Below are 17,813 nucleotides of genomic sequence, written 5' to 3' on the forward strand. Positions count from 1 at the left end.
GGATGCTGGGGGCTCGATGGCAGTGACAGGGACCGTGCCGGGGGACGTGCCGGGGACCGCGCCCGGGGGCTCCGAGGGCTCCGGCTCCACGGGCTCCGGGAGCGGCAACGGCCCGCTCGCGGGCGTGCGCGTCGTCGAGCTGGCGGGCATCGGGCCGGGCCCGTTCGCCGCCATGCTCCTCGCCGACCTGGGAGCGGACGTCGTACGGGTCGACCGCCCCGGCGGCGGCGGACTCGCCGTCAACCCCGCCTACGACATCACCAACCGCAACAAGCGCTCCGTCCTCGTCGACCTGAAGTCCGCCGACGGCCCCTCCCGCGTCCTCGACCTGGTCGAGCGCGCCGACGTGCTCATCGAGGGCTTCCGCCCCGGGGTCGCCGAGCGGCTCGGCGTCGGCCCGGCCGACTGCCACGCCCGCAACCCGAAGCTCGTCTACGGCCGGATGACCGGCTGGGGCCAGGACGGCCCGCTGGCCCACACCGCCGGGCACGACATCGCGTACATCGCCGTCACCGGCGCCCTCGGGATGATCGGCAGCCCCGGCGAGCCCCCGGCCGTCCCCGCCAACCTGGTCGGGGACTACGCGGGCGGCTCCCTCTACCTGGTCATCGGCGTCCTCGCCGCCCTCCAGCACGCCCGCACCCCCGGCGGCACCGGCCAGGTGGTCGACGCGGCCATCGTCGACGGGACCGCCCACCTCACCGCCATGATCCACGGCATGCTCGCGGCCGGCGGCTGGCAGGACCGGCGCGGGGCCAACCTCCTCGACGGCGGCTGCCCCTTCTACGGCACCTACGAGACCTCCGACGGCGGGTACATGGCGGTCGGCGCGCTGGAGCAGCAGTTCTACGACACCTTCGTGGAGCTGCTCGGCATCTCCGGCCAGGCCCCCGCCCGCAAGGACCTGGCCCGCTGGGGCGAGCTCCGCGAGGCCGTGGCCGCGCGCTTCAAGGCTCGTACCCGCGAGGAGTGGACGGCGGTCTTCGAGGGCACCGACGCCTGCGTGGCCCCCGTGCTCTCGCTGCGCGAGGCCCCGCACCACCCGCACCTGTCCGCCCGGTCCACCTTCGTCGAGGCCGCCGGGATCACCCAGCCCGCCCCCGCGCCGCGCTTCTCCGCCACCCCGGCCCCCGCGGTGGGCGGCCCCGCGCTGCCGGGTGCGCACACGGAGTCCGTCGCGGCCGACTGGGACGTACCGGCCCTGCTGGGGAAGGACGGCTGATGGAACTCTCGATGATGCTCGACTACGCCGCAGACCCCCGCCGGGCCGCCGACGCGGCGGCCGGGCTGGAGGCGGCCGGTCTCGACGCCGTGTGGGTGGCCGAGGCCTGGGGGTTCGACGCCCCGACGATCATGGGGTACCTGGCCGCCCGCACCGAGCGGATGAAGATCGGCTCGGCCATCCTCAACGTCTACTCGCGCACCCCCGCGCTCATCGCCCAGACGGCGGCGGGCCTGGACGCGATGTCCGGCGGCCGGGCCATGCTCGGCCTCGGGGCGTCGGGCCCGCAGGTGGTCGAGGGCTGGCACGGGAAGCCGTACGACAGGCCGATCGGCCGCACCCGCGAGACGGTCGAGCTGTGCCGGCGGATCTGGCGCCGCGAGACCATCGACCACCACGGCATCACCGACATGCCGCTGCCGCCGGACAAGGGCGGCCGGCACGGCAAGCCGCTGAAGATGCTGACCCGGCCGGTCCGCCCCGCGATCCCCGTCTACGTGGCCTCGCTGGGACCCGCCAACGTCCGTATGACCGCCGAGATCGCCGACGGCTGGCTGCCCACCCTCTTCGTGCCGGAGAAGGCGGACGCGGTGTGGGGGAGCGCGCTGGCCGAGGGCGCGGCCCTGCGCGCGCCCGAGCTGGGCGCGCTCCAGGTCGTGGCCGGCGGACTGCTCGCCATCGGCGAGGACGCCGCGGCCCTACGGGACCTCGCCCGCCCGCAGATCGCCCTGTACGTCGGCGGCATGGGCGCCGTCGGAAAGAACTTCTACAACGACCTGGCCGTCGCCTACGGATACGGGGACGCGGCCCGCCGGATCCAGGAGCTGTACCTCTCCGGGCACAAGCGCGACGCCGCGGCCGCCGTCCCGGACGAGCTGTGCGAGCTCACCACGCTGTGCGGACCCGAGAGTTACGTGCGCGAGCGCATCGAGGCCTTCCGGGCCGCCGGAGTGACCATGCTCAACGTCGCTCCCGTCGGCCCCGAGCCGGCCAAGTCGATCGAAACCGTCAAGAGCTGGCTTTAGGGGGCCCTGATGCAACGCCGCATCTTCGACGCCGACCACGAGGCGTTCCGCGAGACCGTCCGCACCTTCCTCACCAAGGAGGTGCTGCCGCACTACGAGCAGTGGGAGAAGGACGGGATCGTCAGCCGCGAGGCCTGGCTGGCCGCCGGCCGGCAGGGGCTGCTGGGCCTGGCCGTCCCGGAGGAGTACGGGGGCGGCGGGAACACCGACTTCCGGTACGCGGCGGTGATCGCGGAGGAGTTCACCCGGGCGGGCGCCGCCGGACTTGCGATCGGCCTGCACAACGACATCATCGGCCCGTACCTGACCTCGCTGGCCACCGAGGAGCAGAAGCGCCGCTGGCTGCCCGGCTTCTGCTCGGGCGAGATCATCACCGCCATCGCGATGACCGAACCGGGCGCCGGCTCCGACCTCCAGGGCATCCGGACCACCGCCGAGGACGCGGGCGACCACTGGGTGCTCAACGGCTCCAAGACCTTCATCTCCAACGGGATCCTGGCCGACCTGGTGATCGTGGTCGCCAAGACCACCCCCGAGGGCGGGGCGCACGGCATGTCGCTGCTGGTCGTCGAGCGCGGCACCGAGGGCTTCGAGCGCGGCCGCAACCTCGACAAGATCGGCCAGAAGGCCCAGGACACCGCGGAGCTGTTCTTCAACGACGTGCGCGTCCCGAAGGAGAACCTGCTCGGGGAGCTCAACGGAGCCTTCGTCCACCTGATGACCAACCTCGCGCAGGAGCGGATGGGCATCGCGATGGCGGGCATCGCCGCCGCCGAGTACCTGCTGGAGATCACCACGCAGTACGTGAAGGAGCGCGAGGCCTTCGGGCGCCCGCTCTCCAAGCTCCAGCACGTCCGGTTCGAGATCGCGGAGATGGCCACCGAGTGCGCGGTCACCCGTACCTTCCTCGACCGCTGCATCACCGACCACTCCAACGGGGAACTGGACCACGTCCACGCCTCGATGGCCAAGTGGTGGGCCACCGAACTCCAGAAGCGGGTCGCCGACCGCTGCCTGCAACTGCACGGCGGATACGGCTACATGACCGAATACCGGGTCGCACGGGCCTTCACCGACGGCCGCATCCAGACCATCTACGGCGGTACGACCGAAATCATGAAGGAGATCATCGGCCGTTCGCTGCTGGGCTGACCTCCCCCTGTATCCCTCGACCTTTCCTCGCCTCCGCACCCCCGAAAGGCTTGACCAGTGAGCACCGAAGCTTACGTATACGACGCGATCCGCACCCCGCGCGGCCGCGGCAAGGCCAATGGCTCCCTGCACGGCACCAAGCCGATCGACCTGGTGGTCGGCCTCATCCACGCCCTGCGCGAGCGCAACCCCGGGCTGGACCCCGCCACCATCGACGACATCGTGCTCGGCGTCGTCGGCCCGGTCGGCGACCAGGGTTCCGACATCGCCCGGATCGCGGCCATCGCCGCCGGGCTGCCGGACTCCGTGGCCGGCGTACAGGAGAACCGCTTCTGCGCCTCCGGTCTGGAGGCCGTCAACATGGCCGCCGCCAAGGTCCGCTCCGGCTGGGAGGATCTCGTCCTGGCGGGCGGCGTCGAGTCCATGTCCCGCGTCCCGATGGCCTCGGACGGCGGAGCCTGGTTCAACGACCCGATGACCAACTGGGACGTCAACTTCGTCCCCCAGGGCATCGGCGCCGACCTGATCGCCACCCTCGGGGGCTTCTCCCGCCGGGACGTGGACGAGTACGCGGCCCTGTCCCAGGAGCGGGCCGCCGCCGCCATCAAGGACGGCCGCTTCGCCAAGTCCGTGGTCCCGGTCACCGACCGCAACGGCCTGGTCGTCCTCGACCACGACGAGTTCGTCCGCCCCGGCACCACCGCCGACTCCCTCGCCCGGCTCAAGCCCTCCTTCGCCGACATCGGCGAGCTCGGCGGCTTCGACGCCGTCGCGCTGCAGAAGTACCACTGGGTCGAGAAGATCGACCACGTCCACCACGCGGGCAACTCCTCCGGCATCGTCGACGGCGCCTCGCTCGTCGCCATCGGCTCGCGCGAGGCGGGCGCCCGCAACGGCCTGACCCCCCGCGCCCGGATCGTCTCGGCCGCCGTCTCCGGCTCCGAGCCCACCATCATGCTCACCGGCCCCGCCCCCGCCACCCGCAAGGCCCTCGCCAAGGCCGGGCTGAGCATCGACGACATCGACCTGATCGAGATCAACGAGGCCTTCGCGGGCGTCGTGCTCCGCTTCGTCACGGACATGGGCGTCTCCCTCGACAAGGTCAACGTCAACGGCGGCGCCATCGCGCTCGGCCACCCGCTCGGCGCCACCGGCGCGATGATCCTGGGCACCGTCGTCGACGAACTGGAGCGCCAGGACAAGCGCTACGGGCTCGTCACCCTCTGCGTCGGCGGCGGCATGGGCGTCGCCACCATCGTCGAACGCCTCTGATCCGTCCTGATCCCAGATCCCTGATCCCACCCCGACACGGAAGTAGCGAAAATGAGCGAGTCCACCACGATCCGCTGGGAACAGGACGAGACCGGCGTCGTCACCCTCGTCCTCGACGACCCCAACCAGTCCGCCAACACCATGAACCAGGCCTTCAAGGACTCCATCGCGGCCATCGCGGATCGCGCCGAGGCCGAGAAGGACTCCATCCGCGGCATCATCTTCACCTCCGCCAAGAAGACCTTCTTCGCGGGCGGGGACCTCAAGGACATGATCCAGCTGCGGCCGGAGCACGCGCAGCTCGCCTTCGACACCGGCACCCAGATCAAGAGCTCGCTGCGCCGCATCGAGACCCTCGGCAAGCCCGTGGTCGCCGCCATCAACGGTGCGGCCCTGGGCGGCGGTTACGAGATCTGCCTGGCCTCCCACCACCGTGTGGCCCTCGACGCCCCCGGCTCCAAGATCGGCCTGCCCGAGGTCACCCTCGGCCTGCTCCCGGCCGGCGGCGGCGTCACCCGCACCGTCCGCCTGATGGGCATCGCCGACGCGCTGCTGAAGGTGCTGCTCCAGGGCACCCAGTACAGCCCCCAGCGCGCCCTGGACAACGGCCTGGTCCACGAACTGGCCGCCACGCCCGAGGAGATGCTCGCCAAGGCGCACGCCTTCATCGACGCGAACCCGGAGTCGAAGCAGCCCTGGGACGTCCCCGGCTACCGCATCCCGGGCGGCACCCCGTCCACCCCGCGGTTCGCCGCCAACCTCCCGGCCTTCCCGGCCAACTTGAAGAAGCAGCTGGGCGGGGCCCCGTACCCGGCCCCGCGCAACATCCTGGCCTGCGCCGTCGAGGGCTCCCAGGTGGACTTCGAGACCGCGCTGACCATCGAGGCCCGCTACTTCACCGAGCTGGTCACCGGACAGACCGCCAAGAACATGATCCAGGCGTTCTTCTTCGACCTCCAGGCCGTCAACGCCGGCCGCAGCCGCCCGCAGGGCGTCGCCCCGCGCAAGGTCACCAAGGTCGCCGTCCTCGGAGCCGGGATGATGGGCGCGGGCATCGCGTACTCCTGCGCCCGCGCGGGCATCGAGGTGGTCCTCAAGGACGTCACCCCCGAGGCCGCCGCGAAGGGCAAGGCCTACTCCGAGAAGCTGCTCGACAAGGCGCTGTCCCGGGGCCGTACGACTGAGGCCAAGCGCGCCGAGCTGCTGGCCCGGATCACCCCGACCGCCGAGCCCGCCGACCTGGCGGGCTGTGACGCCGTCATCGAGGCCGTCTTCGAGGACACCGCCCTCAAGCACAAGGTGTTCCAGGAGATCCAGGAATTCCTCACCCCCGACGCGCTGCTCTGCTCGAACACCTCCACGCTGCCCATCACGGGCCTCGCGGAAGGGGTTTCGCGTCCCGCCGACTTCATCGGGCTGCACTTCTTCTCGCCGGTGGACAAGATGCCGCTGGTCGAGATCATCAAGGGCGAGCGGACGGGCGACGAGGCCATCGCCCGCGCCTTCGACCTCGTACGCCAGATCAACAAGACCCCGATCGTGGTCAACGACTCCCGCGGGTTCTTCACCTCGCGCGTCATCGGCCAGTTCATCAACGAGGGCGTCGCGATGGTCGGCGAGGGCATCGAGCCCGCCTCGATCGAGCAGGCCGCGGCCCAGGCCGGGTACCCGGCGAAGGTCCTCTCTCTGATGGACGAGCTGACGCTCACCCTGCCGCGCAAGATCCGCAACGAGACCCGCAAGGCCTTCGAGGCCGAGGGCCGGTCCTGGGCCGAGCACCCCGCCGACACCGTCATCGACCGGATGGTCGACGAGTTCGGGCGTCCCGGGCGCAGCGGCGGGGGCGGTTTCTACGCGTACGACGAGAGCGGCAAGCGCGCCGGGATCTGGCCGGGGCTGCGCGAGCACTTCACGAAGCGGGGGTACGAGATCCCGTTCGAGGACATGAAGGAGCGGATGCTCTTCTCCGAGGCGCTGGACACCGTCCGCTGCTTCGACGAGGGTGTCCTGACCTCGTACGCCGACGCCAACATCGGCTCGATCATGGGCATCGGCTTCCCGGCCTGGACCGGCGGCGTGATCCAGTACATCAACGGCTACGAGGGCGGCCTCGCCGGATTCGTGGCCCGCGCGCAGGAGCTGGCCGCGCAGTACGGGGAGCGGTTCGCCCCGCCCGCCTCGCTGGTGGCCAAGGCCGGGCGCGGCGAGACGTACGCCGACTGAGCGGGTGCGGCGCGGGCCGACCGGGGCAGCCCCGGCCGGCCCGCGCCGACGCGCCGGTCAGCGTGCGTCGAGGGAGGCGAACACGCCCCGGTGGGCGGTCCCGTCCGGGTCGGTCCAGCCCGCGGTGACCTCGCCGAGACGGCCCGCCGCCGCGGCGTCGCGCAGTACGCGGACCACGGTGAGCGCCGGCCCGTCCTCGGCGCCGGGGACGCCGGATCCCTCGTACCGCGCGGTGACGTCGCGGTCCGGGGTGTTGCTCAGGCTCTGCGCCTGCGGTTCGGCCAGGCCCTGGAACAGTGCGTGCAGCCGCTCCACCAGCACCGGGTCGTGCGGGCCGTCGTACACCCAGCGGAGCCCGAGCTCTCCGTGCTCGGAGGTGCCGATCAGGCCGGCCTCCGCCCCCTCCAGCGGCGCCCCGCGGTAGGTGACGGGGACGTGGTACGCGGTCGGCAGGCCGCCCGAGGAGTCGGTGACCACCATGAATTCGATGCCCACCTCGCCCTCGGGATCGTCGAGCCGGAAGCCGCCCGCGCGGGCCAGATCCGGTGCGCTCCCCGTGGGGAGGTACCAGGACTGCGTCGGCAGCCAGGCGGCAAGGAGCTCCAGCTTGCCGGGTTTCATCGTGGTCTTGTAGATCATCGCCATGACCCGAAACCTACTCCTCCGGGGCGAACGCGGCCTTCAACTCCTCCTTCAGAGACCGCTGGAAGGCCGTCACCAGGGCCTGCACCACCATCGGTTGCATGTGGGCGGACAGCGCCTTCATCGACTCCACCCGCTCCGGATCGCTCTCGCCCTGCGTGAACGGCCCCCACACCTCGTCCCGGAACAGCGCGGTCAGCTGGTGCGCCGCCGTCCGCGCGTGCTCCAGCAGCATCTCGCGCGCGACCAGGATCGTCTCGTGCGAGATCGGTACGTCGAGCAGCGCGACCCCGAGCCGCAGCAGCCCCACGTCCACCCGGAACCCCTCCGGGGTCGGAGCCAGCACGTTCATGGCCGTCAGCCGCCGGATGTCGGTCTGCGTCAGCGTCCGGCCGGCCCGCTTCTCCAGGTCCGCGAGGGAGGACTCCAGGGCCGCGTCGGGAGCCCAGGTGGCCACCATCGCCCGGTGGATGGCCAGATCGTGCGCGCTCAGGTCGTCGGGCAGGGCGTCGAGGTAGCGCTGACAGGCCGACAGGGTCATGCCCTGGTGCTGCAACTCCTCGATCAGGGCCAGCCGGGAGAGGTGTTCGGGGCCGTAGCGGCCCACCCGACGAGGTCCGATCACAGGAGGGGGCAAAAGGCCCCGGGTGCTGTAGAACCGTACGGTGCGGACGGTCACGCCCGCCCTGGCCGCCAGCTCGTCGACGGTGAGCGAAGTCGGCTCGGGCGCCTGGGTGGTCATGGTCTCCGCCTCGCTCTGCGATCAGGGCTTCTCTGATCGGCACGTCTCTGATCGGCACACGGTTCGTGTTCAACAGTATTGCTGTCGCACCAACGATGTGAAACGGCCAGGAGCTGCCCATGACCACAGAACTGCGACTGCCCGCACCTCCCGAAGAGCTGACCCTCCCCGTCCTGCTGGCGCGCAACGCCGCCGAGCACGGCGATCTCCCCGCCCTCTCCTGGCGGGACGGCGAAGGCTGGTCCACCCTCAGCTGGTCCGACGTCCGCCGCGAGGTCGCCGTCCTCGCCTCCGGCTACGCCGCCCTCGGCGTCGAGCGCGGCGAGCACGTGCTGCTCATGATGGGCAACCGCCCCGAGCACTGGCTCAGCGACCTGGCCCTCGTCCACCTCGGGGCCGTCCCCGTCACCGTCTACGGGACCTCCGCGCCGGAGCAGATAGCCCACATCGCCCGCCACAGCCGGGCTCGGCTCGCCGTGGTCGAGGGCGCCCGCGAGCTGGCCCGGTGGGAACCGCTGCTCACCGACCCCGGGGTCCCGCTGGAGCGGCTCGTCGTGGCCGAGGCCGCGCAGGCAGGACCGCACCGCAGCTACGGCTCCCTGCGGGCGGGCGGCGCGGGCGCGCACCGCCCCGAGGCCTTCGAGAAGGCCTGGCAGGAGGCCCGTCCCGAGGACCCGCTGACCGTCGTCTACACCTCGGGCACCACCGGCGACCCCAAGGGCGTCCGCCTCACCCACCGCAACATCATGCTGCAGGCGGTCCGGCTGGACCGGAACGTGGCACTCCCCGAGCACGCCGAGCACATCTGCTACCTCCCCTTCGCGCACATCGCCGAGCGGATCCTGGGGATCTACCTGCCGCTGCTGCGGGCCGCCCACGTCCGGCTGTGCTCCGACCCGGCCGCCGTATCGGTCGCGGTGCGCGAGCTGCACCCGGTGCAGTTCTTCGGCGTGCCCCGGGTGTGGGAGAAGCTGGCCGCCTCCGTACGGGCGGTGCTCGGGCGGCTCCCCGAGGAGCAGCGCCGCGCCATCGAAGCCGCGAACGACCTGGCGCGCGCCCGCGCGGGCCACCGGGAGCGCGGCGAGGAGGTACCGGCGGGACTCGAAGCCTCGTACGCCGCCGCGAAGGAGCGGGTGCTGGATCCGCTGCTGGACCTGGCCGGGCTGGACCGCCTGGTCTGGACGGCGAGCGCGACCGCCCCGATGCCGATCGACGTGGTCCGCTTCTGGGCGGGCTGGGGGATCACCATCATGGACGCGTGGGGGCTCACCGAGACCTCGGGGGTGTGCACGGTCAACAGCCCGGACGGATTCAGGCTGGGCTCGGTGGGCCGGCCGCTGGAGGGGCTGGAGCTGCGGCTCGCCGAGGACGGGGAGATCTTCACGCGCGGGGCCACCGTCTTCGGCGGCTACCTGCGGCCGGACGGGTCGGTGGAGAGCGCCTCGGACGAGGAGGGCTGGTTCCCGACGGGGGACATCGGACGGCTCGACGAGGACGGGTTCCTCTGGCTGACCGACCGCAAGAAGGAACTGATCATCACCTCGAACGGCAAGAACGTCTCGCCGGCCCTGGTGGAGAACACCCTCAAGGAACACCCGCTGATCGGCCAGGCGCTGGCGCACGGCGACGGCCGCTCCTACCTCGTGGCCCTGCTCGTCCTGGACCCCGAGCTGGCCCCGGCCTGGGCCGCCGCCCACGGGATCGAGGCCGCCACGCCCGGCGAGCTCGCCGCGCACCCGGCCGTGCGGGAGGAGATCGCCCGCGCCGTCGAGGCAGCCAACGCCCGGCTCAACCGCACCGAACAGATCAAGCGCTACCGGCTGCTGACCGAGGAGTGGGGACCGGAGTCGGGGGAGCTGACCCCTTCGCTGAAGTTGCGCCGACGCGTGATCCGGGAGAAGTACGGGGCCCTGATCGAGGGGCTGTACGCGGAGCCGCACGAGGCTTCGTAGGCCTCGTAGACCTCGTAGGAGGATCTGTAACCCGGATGGCCCAGTCCGGTGGGCAGTCGGCTGCCCACCGGACAAGGGTGAGGGAATGTGGATATGCCGCGCATTCGCCCCTTCGCCCTGCAAGGCAGGCTGACCGCCCATGGGTGTGCTGAGTGACCACCCCGAACTCGCCCTCTTCCTCTGCCTCGCCCTCGGCTACCTCCTCGGCAAGGTCCGCGTCGGCCCGATCACCCTCGGCGGCATCTGCGGCACGCTGATCGTCTCGCTGCTGCTCGGAGCCTGGGCCAAGATCGAGCTCGACGCCGATGTGAAGACGATCTTCTTCGCGCTCTTCATCTTCGCCCTCGGCTACATGGCCGGACCGCAGTTCTTCGCCAACCTCAACCGCAAGAGCCTGCGCTTCTTCGCGCTCTGCTTCATCGAGCTCGTGAGCGTGCTCGGCCTCGCCTACCTCCTCGCCAAGGTCTTCGACCTCGACGTCGGCACGGCCTCCGGCATCCTCGCCGGCGCGGCCACCGAATCCGCCGTCGTCGGCACCGCCACCGAGGCCATCGGCAAGCTCCCCGACCTGACCGCCGAGCAGATCTCCACGTACCAGGGCCACGTGGCCACCGCGTACACCGTCTGCTACCTCTTCGGCCTGGTCACCATCGTCATCTACACCAGCCAGATCATGCCGATGCTGCTCCGCATCAACCTGCGGGACGCCTCGCGCGAACTGTGGGAGAAGATGCGCGGGAGCGGCGGCGGCGGTCTGGAGAGCGACGAGCGGGAGGCGCTGCCCGGCCTGGTCGGGCGGACCCACCTGGTCACGCTCGCCGACGGCCGCACCGTGGGCGACCTGGAGTCGGCCTTCGGCGGGCGGGTCACCGTGGAGGCGGTCCAGCGCGGCTCCAAGAGCCTGACCCCCGCCCCGGACCTCGAACTGGTCCTCTCCGACCTGGTGCTCGTCGTCGGCCGCCGGGCCGACGCCATCGCGGCGGGCCGCGTCATCGGCCCCGAGACCCCGGGCATCCCGGGCGTGGACACCCCGCTCGCCACCAGCCAGGTCGCGATGACGGACCCCTCGGTCGCCGGCAAGACCCTGGACTCGATCCGCTCCACGCACCCGGAGTTCGCCCGCAGCGGCGTGTACGTGACCGACGTGCTCCGCGGCGAACAGCACCTGCCGGCCAACGGGGAGACCGTCGTCGAACGCGGTGACGTCGTCACCCTCGTCGGCGCCCGCTCGGGCCTGAACCGGATCGTCGCGAAGATCGGCACGGTGGCCAAGAACGACTCCACCGACTTCATCTACCTCGGCCTCGGCATCGCGCTCGGCTCGCTCATCGGCCAGCTCGTGGTCCGACTCGGCGGGGTCCCGCTCTCGCTCGGCACCGGCGGCGGCTGCCTGATCTCCGGTCTGCTCTTCGGCTGGTTCCGCTCCCGCCGGCAGACCTTCGGCGCCTTCCCGCCCCAAGCCGCCACCACCATCAAGGACATGGGGCTCGCCGTCTTCATCGCCTGCACCGGACTGACCTCGGGCCCGCAGGCCTGGCCGCTGCTCAAGGAGTACGGGGCCCTGCTGCCGTTCGCGGGGATCGCCATGGTCCTCGTACCGGCCACGCTCTCGCTGGTCGTCGGACGCAAGCTGCTGAAGATCGAGAAGCCGCTGCTGATCGGCGCCATCGCCGGACAGCAGTGCTCCACGCCCGCCATCACCTCGGTCACCCAGGTCGCCCAGAGCTCGGTCCCGATGCTCGGCTACACGATCACCTACGCCCTGTCCAACTTCCTGCTCCCGCTCACCGGTCCGATCCTCGTCGGGGTCCTGGGGGCCTGACCGCACGCCAGCACGCCGTTTCCCCTCACGACGGGCATCCGCATGATCGACTTCCTCAGCCGGAACATCTTCAAGCCCCATCCCGAACTGCTCGTCTTCATCACGGTGGCCTTCGGCTTCCTCGTCGGGAAGCTGCGCTGGAAGGCCATCGGCCTGGGCGCCGTCACCGGCTGCCTCGTCATGGGCCTGGTCTTCGGCGCCCAGTTCAAGATCACCATCGACGGGACCGTGAAGAACCTCTTCTTCACCATGTTCCTCTTCGCCCTCGGCTACAAGGTCGGCCCGCAGTTCTTCCGCGGCCTCAAGAAGGACGGCCTGCCCCAGGTCCTCAACGCCGTGATCGTCTGCGTCACCGGCCTGCTGGTCTCCTGGGGCTTCGCCGTGATGCTCGGCTACGGCCCGGGGCTCGGCGCCGGCCTGCTCGGCGGCGCCCTCACCCAGTCCGCCGTCATCGGCGTCGCCCAGGACGCGATCGGAAACCTGCCCGGACTCAGCGGGGACCAGATCAAGGAGCAGCAGAACCTGGTCGCGGTGGCCTACGCCGTCACCTACCCGCTCGGAACCATCCTCTGCGCGATGCTCCTCGCCAACGTGCTGCCCCGGCTCTACCGGCGCAACCTCGCCGCCGAGAGCGCCCAGCTCGCCAAGGAACTGGACGCCCCCAGCGACAACCCCGACCTGCACGACGGCTACTACGAGATCGTCCTGCGGGCCTACACCATCCAGCGGCCCGATCTCGTCGGCCGGACCATCGACGACTTCGAGACCCAGCAGAAGGCACTGGGCCACCGCATCTACCTCACCCGGATCCGCCGGGACGGGAAGATCCTGGACCACACGCAGCAGACCCGGCTCCACGAGGGCGACATCGTCGCCGTCAGCGCCCTGCGCGGATCGCTCGTCGACTTCGACGCCCGGACCCACATCGGAGCCGAGGCGGACGACGTGGAGCTGCTCGGCTACCAGACCGAGAACCTGCACGTGGTCGCCTCGGAGAAGGCGCAGCTCGGCAAGACCATCGCCGAGCTGCGCGCCGAGCCCTTCATGGTCGGGGTCTACATCGACAAACTCTTCCGCTCCGGCGCCGAGTTCCCCTACCGGCTCTCCACCCAGCTGGAGCGCGGCGACACCCTGATCCTCTCCGGCCCCAAGCGGCTGGTGGACCCCGCGGGCAAGGCCATCGGCAAGCCGGTGCCGACCAGCTTCGCCACCGACATGATCTGGGTGGGCGCCGGCATCTTCCTCGGCGGCTGCCTCGGCATCCCGGCGCTCACCGCGGGCGGGGTCCCGATCTCGCTGTCCACCTCGGGCGGCGCGCTCATCATGGGCCTGGTCTTCGGCTGGATCCGGGGCAGGTACCCGACGTACGGCAACGTCCCGCCGGGCGCCCAGTGGTTCATGGACACCCTGGGACTGTGCCTGTTCGTCGCGGTCGTCGGCCTCAACGCCGGGCCCAGCTTCACCAGCGGGCTGGCGACCGCCGGCTGGGGGCTGCTGCTCTGGGGCGCGGTCATCACGCTGATCCCGCTGCTGGTCGGTTTCCTCGTGGGCCACCACATCCAGAAGATCCGCTTCCCGATCCTGATGGGCGTCCTGGCCGGCGGCCAGACCACCACGGCGGCGATCGGCGCGGTCAACGAGCAGTCCAAATCGCAAGTGCCGACGCTCGGTTACACGATCCCCTATGCGGTCAGCAACGTGCTGCTGACCATCTGGGGCGCCGTCATCGTCCTCCTCAACCACTGAACCCCCTCGACTGAACCCCCTCGACTGAACCCCTCGACGCAAAGGAACGAACACCGTGCCGGAGACCAGCTTCAGCCGCGAGGAGATCCAGTCCTTCGCGCAGCTCAGCCCGTTCGAGCTGAAGGACAAGTTCATCCAGCTCGCCACCGCCGCCCAGGCCGACAAGCCGGGCCAGAAGGACACCACCGCGCGCGCCATGCTCAACGCGGGCCGCGGCAACCCGAACTGGATCGCCACCGGGCCGCGCGAGGCCTTCTACGCGCTGGGCTACTTCGCCCTTGAGGAGTCCCGGCGGGTGTGGACCGCCGACAACCTCGGCGGGATGCCGGAGAAGCAGGGCATCGGGGAGCGGTTCGACTCCTGGGCGCGGCGCCACCCGGACCTGCCGGGCGTGGAGATGCTCTCCGCCTGCGTCCAGTACGCCCTCTCGCGCTGGCCGTTCGACAAGGACGCCTTCGTGCACGAGCTGACCGACTCCATCACCGGCGACAACTACCCGGTCCCGGACCGGATGCTGACCCACGCGGAGCAGATCGTACGCGGCTACGTGGCCGACGAGATGTTCGACAAGAGGCCGCCCGGGGGCAATAACCTCTCGCTCTTCGCCACCGAGGGCGGCACCGCCGCCATGTGCTACATCTTCGACTCGCTGATGAAGAACGGGGTCCTTGAGAAGGGCGACAAGATCGCCCTGATGACCCCGGTGTTCACCCCGTACATCGAGATCCCCGAGCTCGACACCTTCGAGTTCGAGGTGGTCAACGTCTCCGCGAGCCTCTTCGCCGAGACCGGGGTGCGGCAGTGGCGCTACCCGCAGGAGGAGGTCGCCAAGCTGGCCGACCCCTCGGTGAAGCTCGTCTGCCTGGTCAACCCGAGCAACCCGCCCTCGCTCGCGCTGAGCGACAGGGTGGCGAACCAGATCAAGGACATCGTCGCCACCAGCAACCCGAACCTGCTGATCGTCACGGACGACGTCTACGGCACCTTCGTGCCCGGCTTCCGCTCGATCGCCGCCGACCTGCCGCGCAACACCCTGCTCGTGTACTCGTACTCCAAGCACTACGGCTGCACCGGCTGGCGGCTCGGCGTCATCGGCCTGCACGACGACAACGTCATCGACGAGATGATCGCCCGCTTCCCGCAGGACCAGAAGGACCGCCTCGCCAAGCGGTACGGCACGCTCTCCCTGGAGCCGGAGAAGATCCGGTTCATCGACCGGCTCGTCGCGGACTCCCGCTCGGTGGCCCTCAACCACACGGCCGGCCTCTCGCTGCCGCAGCAGACGATGATGATGCTCTTCTCGCTCTTCGACATGCTGGACGAGGGCCAGGCCTACAAGGAGCGCATCCGCCAGATCGTCCACCGCAGGCTCGACCTCCTCCTGGAGGGCGCCGAGATGAAGATCTCCGCGGACGACAAGCGCGCCGGGTACTACATCGAACTCGACCTGCTGGCCGAGGCGGAGCGGGTCCACGGCAAGGACTTCGCGGACTTCCTGGAGAAGAACTACGAGCCGGTCGACCCGCTGTTCCGGCTGGCCGAACAGACCTCGGTGGTCCTCCTCAACGGCGGCGGCTTCGACGGCCCGCAGTGGTCGGTGCGCGTCTCGCTGGCCAACCTGGACGACCTGGACTACCTGAAGATCGGCCACCACCTGCGGGAGATCTTCCAGGACTACGCGAGCGAGTGGCAGCGCTCGAAGGCCTCCGGCTGACCCGCCTCCCCCTGGCCTGAGGGTGCCCGCCGGATCTCGGTGGGCACCTTCGTCGTTGACGGGCCCCTTCGTCGTTGACGGGCCCCCTCGGTGTGGGCGGACCATCAATTCATACAACCGTCTTGAACAAGTGTCATAGACGGTTGTATAGTTGCGATCACGCCAACCGGACCGATCGAGGGGAACACCAGATGTCCATCCAGCAGCCCGCCCGCGCCGCCCTGACCATCGACGGCCGCGTCCTGTCCTACCTGGACTTCGGTGGAACCGGCCGCCCACTCCTCGCCCTGCACGGCCACCTGTCCGAGGGCTCCTCCTTCACGGCCCTCGCCGCGGCCCTCGGCCCCGACTGGCGGGTGATCGCTCCCGACCAGCGCGGCCACGGCGACTCCGACCGCGCCGAGGACTACACCCGCGCCGGCTACCTCGCAGACCTCGTAGCCCTCCTGGACCACCTCGGCATCGACAGGGCCGTCGTCCTGGGCCACTCCCTCGGCGGGATCAACGGCTATCACCTGGCCGCCGAACACCCCTCGCTGGTCGAGGCGTTCATCAATGTCGAAGGCCCCGTGGACCTCCCCGACCACGGCACCAGCCCGCTCGCCTTCGTGCTGAACTTCCCCTACACCGCCGCCACCCGTGAGGACCTCCTCGCCGCCTGCGGCCCCCTGGCCCCCGCCGTCGCCCCGGGCCTGCGCCGCCTGCCGGACGGCTCCGGCTGGCGGCTGCCGTTCCACCCGCAGGACACCGTGGACTCCGAGAACCTCGTCCACGGCGACCACTGGAAGCAGTGGCTCGCCACCGACTGCCCCGCGCTCCTGATCCACGGCCTGCGCAGCCAGGCACTGCCCACGCCGCAGGCCCTCGACATGGCCGAGCGCCGCCCCGGGACGGCGTACCGTGCCCTGGACGCCGACCACTTCGTCCTCCAGGCCGACCCGGACGGCAGCGCGGCCGCCGTCCGGGAGTTCCTCGCCGGCCTCTGAACCGGCGGGCGCGCGCACGAGAGCGCCCCCTTCCCGCCCTGTGGGGCCGGAAGGGGGCGCGGTGTCGCCGTAAGGCGGGGGACGGTCCGCGATCGGCGGACCAGGGTGCCTGGTTACGGGGCGACGCGGCCGATCAGGGGGTAGTGGTCGGAGAGGTTGGTGTAGGTGTAGGAGGTGCCCCAGCTGGAGACCGTCCAGGGCGCCGACTCCTCCTTGACCACGTTGTTGTCCCAGTTCGCCGGGCGGGCGTTGCCCTTGCGGTAGAGCACGTAGTCCAGGTCCTCGCGCGGGTCGGTCGGGTAGCGGTAGTTCGCTATCGAGTTCAGCGCGGTGTCGAAGGAGTACGGGTGCCCCGTGCGGGTGTCGGAGGGCGCCAGGTCGGCGTTGGCGAGCATGGAGGCGTACTCCGGGCTGCGCGAGTCGACGTTCATGTCGCCCGCCACGACGACCTGTTCGTTCGCCGGGATGTTCTTGGCGTCGAGGAAGGCGTCGATGCCGCGGAACTGGAGGGCGCGGTCCGCCGCCGCCTCGCCCGCCTTGCAGCCCGTGTCGGTGGACTGGGCGTGCGTGCCGATCACGTGCACCTTGGTGCCGTTGACGTTCAGCACCACGTAGGCGAAGCCCTTGTTGGAGTACCAGTCGGACCCGCAGGCGTCCTTGTAGATCACCTGCTCCTTGCGCAGGATCGGCCACTTGCTGAGGATCGTGACCCCGCCGTCCTCCGGGGTGGTGGAGGAGTACGCGCCGCCCGTGGCGTCCCAGCCGCTCTTGCTGCGGCCCACCACGGGGGTCTGGTACGGGTACTGCGCGGAAGCGTTGGACTTCAGCGCGTCGGAGGCGCCGTTGTCGAAGGCCTCCTGGAGCACGACCACGTCGTGGCCCTGGAAGAAGGAGGCCTTGGGGATCTCCTTGGCCCGGATGTCCTGGCCCCAGTTCGGGTACAGGTTCTTGCTCATCAGGAACGTGTTGTACGTCAGAACGCTGAGCTGCGGCGCGGTGGCGCTCTCCGCGGCGGTGGCGGCCGGAGCCGTGGTGGCGGCGAGCGCCCCCGCGGCGATCGCGGCGACGACCGCGGCGGCGGCGCGGACCTTGCGGGGCTGGCTGTGGGGCATGGAGGTCTCCCTCGTTCCTGTGGGGGAAGATCGGCTCCGCAATCCAAGCAGCCGCGGTTACCTCTGGGTAACACCCGCGACAAGACTTTCTGTCCGCATCACGGCCATCAGCCTTCGCCGCGCAGGTCCGGCCGGGGGAGGCCGGGCCGCGCCCACCGGGGGAAGGGCCCGTGACCCGGTCATACTGGAGTGACAGGTGGGAC

General features: G+C 70.7%; 13 protein-coding genes. 10 read left to right on the forward strand and 3 right to left on the reverse strand.

The window, feature by feature from the left end; genetic code table 11:
* Nucleotides 1-16 precede the first annotated feature (16 nt).
* Genes OG490_RS30910 through OG490_RS30930 form a run of 5 tightly spaced genes read left to right on the forward strand, consistent with a single transcriptional unit; the run spans nucleotide 17 to nucleotide 6,894 of the window.
* On the forward strand, nucleotides 17-1,222 hold the full coding sequence (locus tag OG490_RS30910; RefSeq protein WP_330299553.1) for a CaiB/BaiF CoA transferase family protein: 1,206 nt from the start codon (nucleotides 17-19) through the stop codon (nucleotides 1,220-1,222).
* A complete protein-coding gene (locus tag OG490_RS30915; RefSeq protein ID WP_330299554.1) occupies nucleotides 1,222-2,247 on the forward strand; it encodes an LLM class F420-dependent oxidoreductase in 1,026 nt (341 codons plus the stop codon). Before OG490_RS30910 ends, OG490_RS30915 begins: the two co-directional genes overlap by 1 nt.
* A 9-nt stretch (nucleotides 2,248-2,256) precedes the next feature.
* Nucleotides 2,257-3,399, forward strand: a complete 1,143-nt coding sequence (locus OG490_RS30920; RefSeq protein ID WP_330299555.1) for an acyl-CoA dehydrogenase family protein — start codon at nucleotides 2,257-2,259, stop codon at nucleotides 3,397-3,399.
* Between the two features lie 57 nt (nucleotides 3,400-3,456).
* A complete protein-coding gene (locus OG490_RS30925) occupies nucleotides 3,457-4,671 on the forward strand; it encodes an acetyl-CoA C-acetyltransferase (RefSeq protein ID WP_330299556.1) in 1,215 nt (404 codons plus the stop codon).
* Between the two features lie 51 nt (nucleotides 4,672-4,722).
* On the forward strand, nucleotides 4,723-6,894 hold the full coding sequence (locus OG490_RS30930) for a 3-hydroxyacyl-CoA dehydrogenase NAD-binding domain-containing protein (protein WP_330299557.1): 2,172 nt from the start codon (nucleotides 4,723-4,725) through the stop codon (nucleotides 6,892-6,894).
* A gap of 57 nt (nucleotides 6,895-6,951) precedes the next feature.
* On the opposite strand, the gene OG490_RS30935 is transcribed toward OG490_RS30930, so the two are convergent.
* Both OG490_RS30935 and OG490_RS30940 read right to left on the reverse strand, forming a co-directional pair.
* Complete coding sequence (locus OG490_RS30935; RefSeq protein WP_330299558.1) at nucleotides 6,952-7,539, reverse strand: maltokinase N-terminal cap-like domain-containing protein; 588 nt, start codon at nucleotides 7,537-7,539, stop codon at nucleotides 6,952-6,954.
* 10 nt (nucleotides 7,540-7,549) lie between these two features.
* A complete protein-coding gene (locus tag OG490_RS30940; protein WP_330299559.1) occupies nucleotides 7,550-8,278 on the reverse strand; it encodes a MerR family transcriptional regulator in 729 nt (242 codons plus the stop codon).
* Between the two features lie 119 nt (nucleotides 8,279-8,397).
* Here OG490_RS30940 and OG490_RS30945 point away from each other — a divergent pair, with 119 nt between their 5' ends.
* The 5 genes from OG490_RS30945 (at nucleotide 8,398) to OG490_RS30965 (ending at nucleotide 16,498) form a co-directional block, all read left to right on the forward strand.
* Nucleotides 8,398-10,230, forward strand: a complete 1,833-nt coding sequence (locus OG490_RS30945) for an AMP-dependent synthetase/ligase (protein ID WP_330299560.1) — start codon at nucleotides 8,398-8,400, stop codon at nucleotides 10,228-10,230.
* A gap of 139 nt (nucleotides 10,231-10,369) precedes the next feature.
* Nucleotides 10,370-12,052, forward strand: a complete 1,683-nt coding sequence (gene aspT / locus OG490_RS30950) for an aspartate-alanine antiporter (protein WP_330299561.1) — start codon at nucleotides 10,370-10,372, stop codon at nucleotides 12,050-12,052.
* 42 nt (nucleotides 12,053-12,094) lie between these two features.
* A complete protein-coding gene (gene aspT / locus OG490_RS30955) occupies nucleotides 12,095-13,798 on the forward strand; it encodes an aspartate-alanine antiporter (protein WP_330299562.1) in 1,704 nt (567 codons plus the stop codon).
* A 55-nt stretch (nucleotides 13,799-13,853) separates the two neighbouring features.
* Nucleotides 13,854-15,512 (forward strand): bifunctional aspartate transaminase/aspartate 4-decarboxylase, encoded by a 1,659-nt coding sequence (locus OG490_RS30960; RefSeq protein ID WP_330299563.1) that lies wholly within the window; start codon nucleotides 13,854-13,856, stop codon nucleotides 15,510-15,512.
* Nucleotides 15,513-15,703: 191 nt separating this feature from the next.
* Nucleotides 15,704-16,498, forward strand: a complete 795-nt coding sequence (locus OG490_RS30965; protein WP_330299564.1) for an alpha/beta fold hydrolase — start codon at nucleotides 15,704-15,706, stop codon at nucleotides 16,496-16,498.
* A 113-nt stretch (nucleotides 16,499-16,611) separates the two neighbouring features.
* On the opposite strand, the gene sph is transcribed toward OG490_RS30965, so the two are convergent.
* Nucleotides 16,612-17,610 (reverse strand): sphingomyelin phosphodiesterase, encoded by a 999-nt coding sequence (gene sph, locus OG490_RS30970; protein WP_330299565.1) that lies wholly within the window; start codon nucleotides 17,608-17,610, stop codon nucleotides 16,612-16,614.
* Nucleotides 17,611-17,813: the final 203 nt, after the last annotated feature.

Source organism: Streptomyces sp. NBC_00503 (assembly GCF_036346895.1).
Taxonomy (GTDB): domain Bacteria; phylum Actinomycetota; class Actinomycetes; order Streptomycetales; family Streptomycetaceae; genus Streptomyces.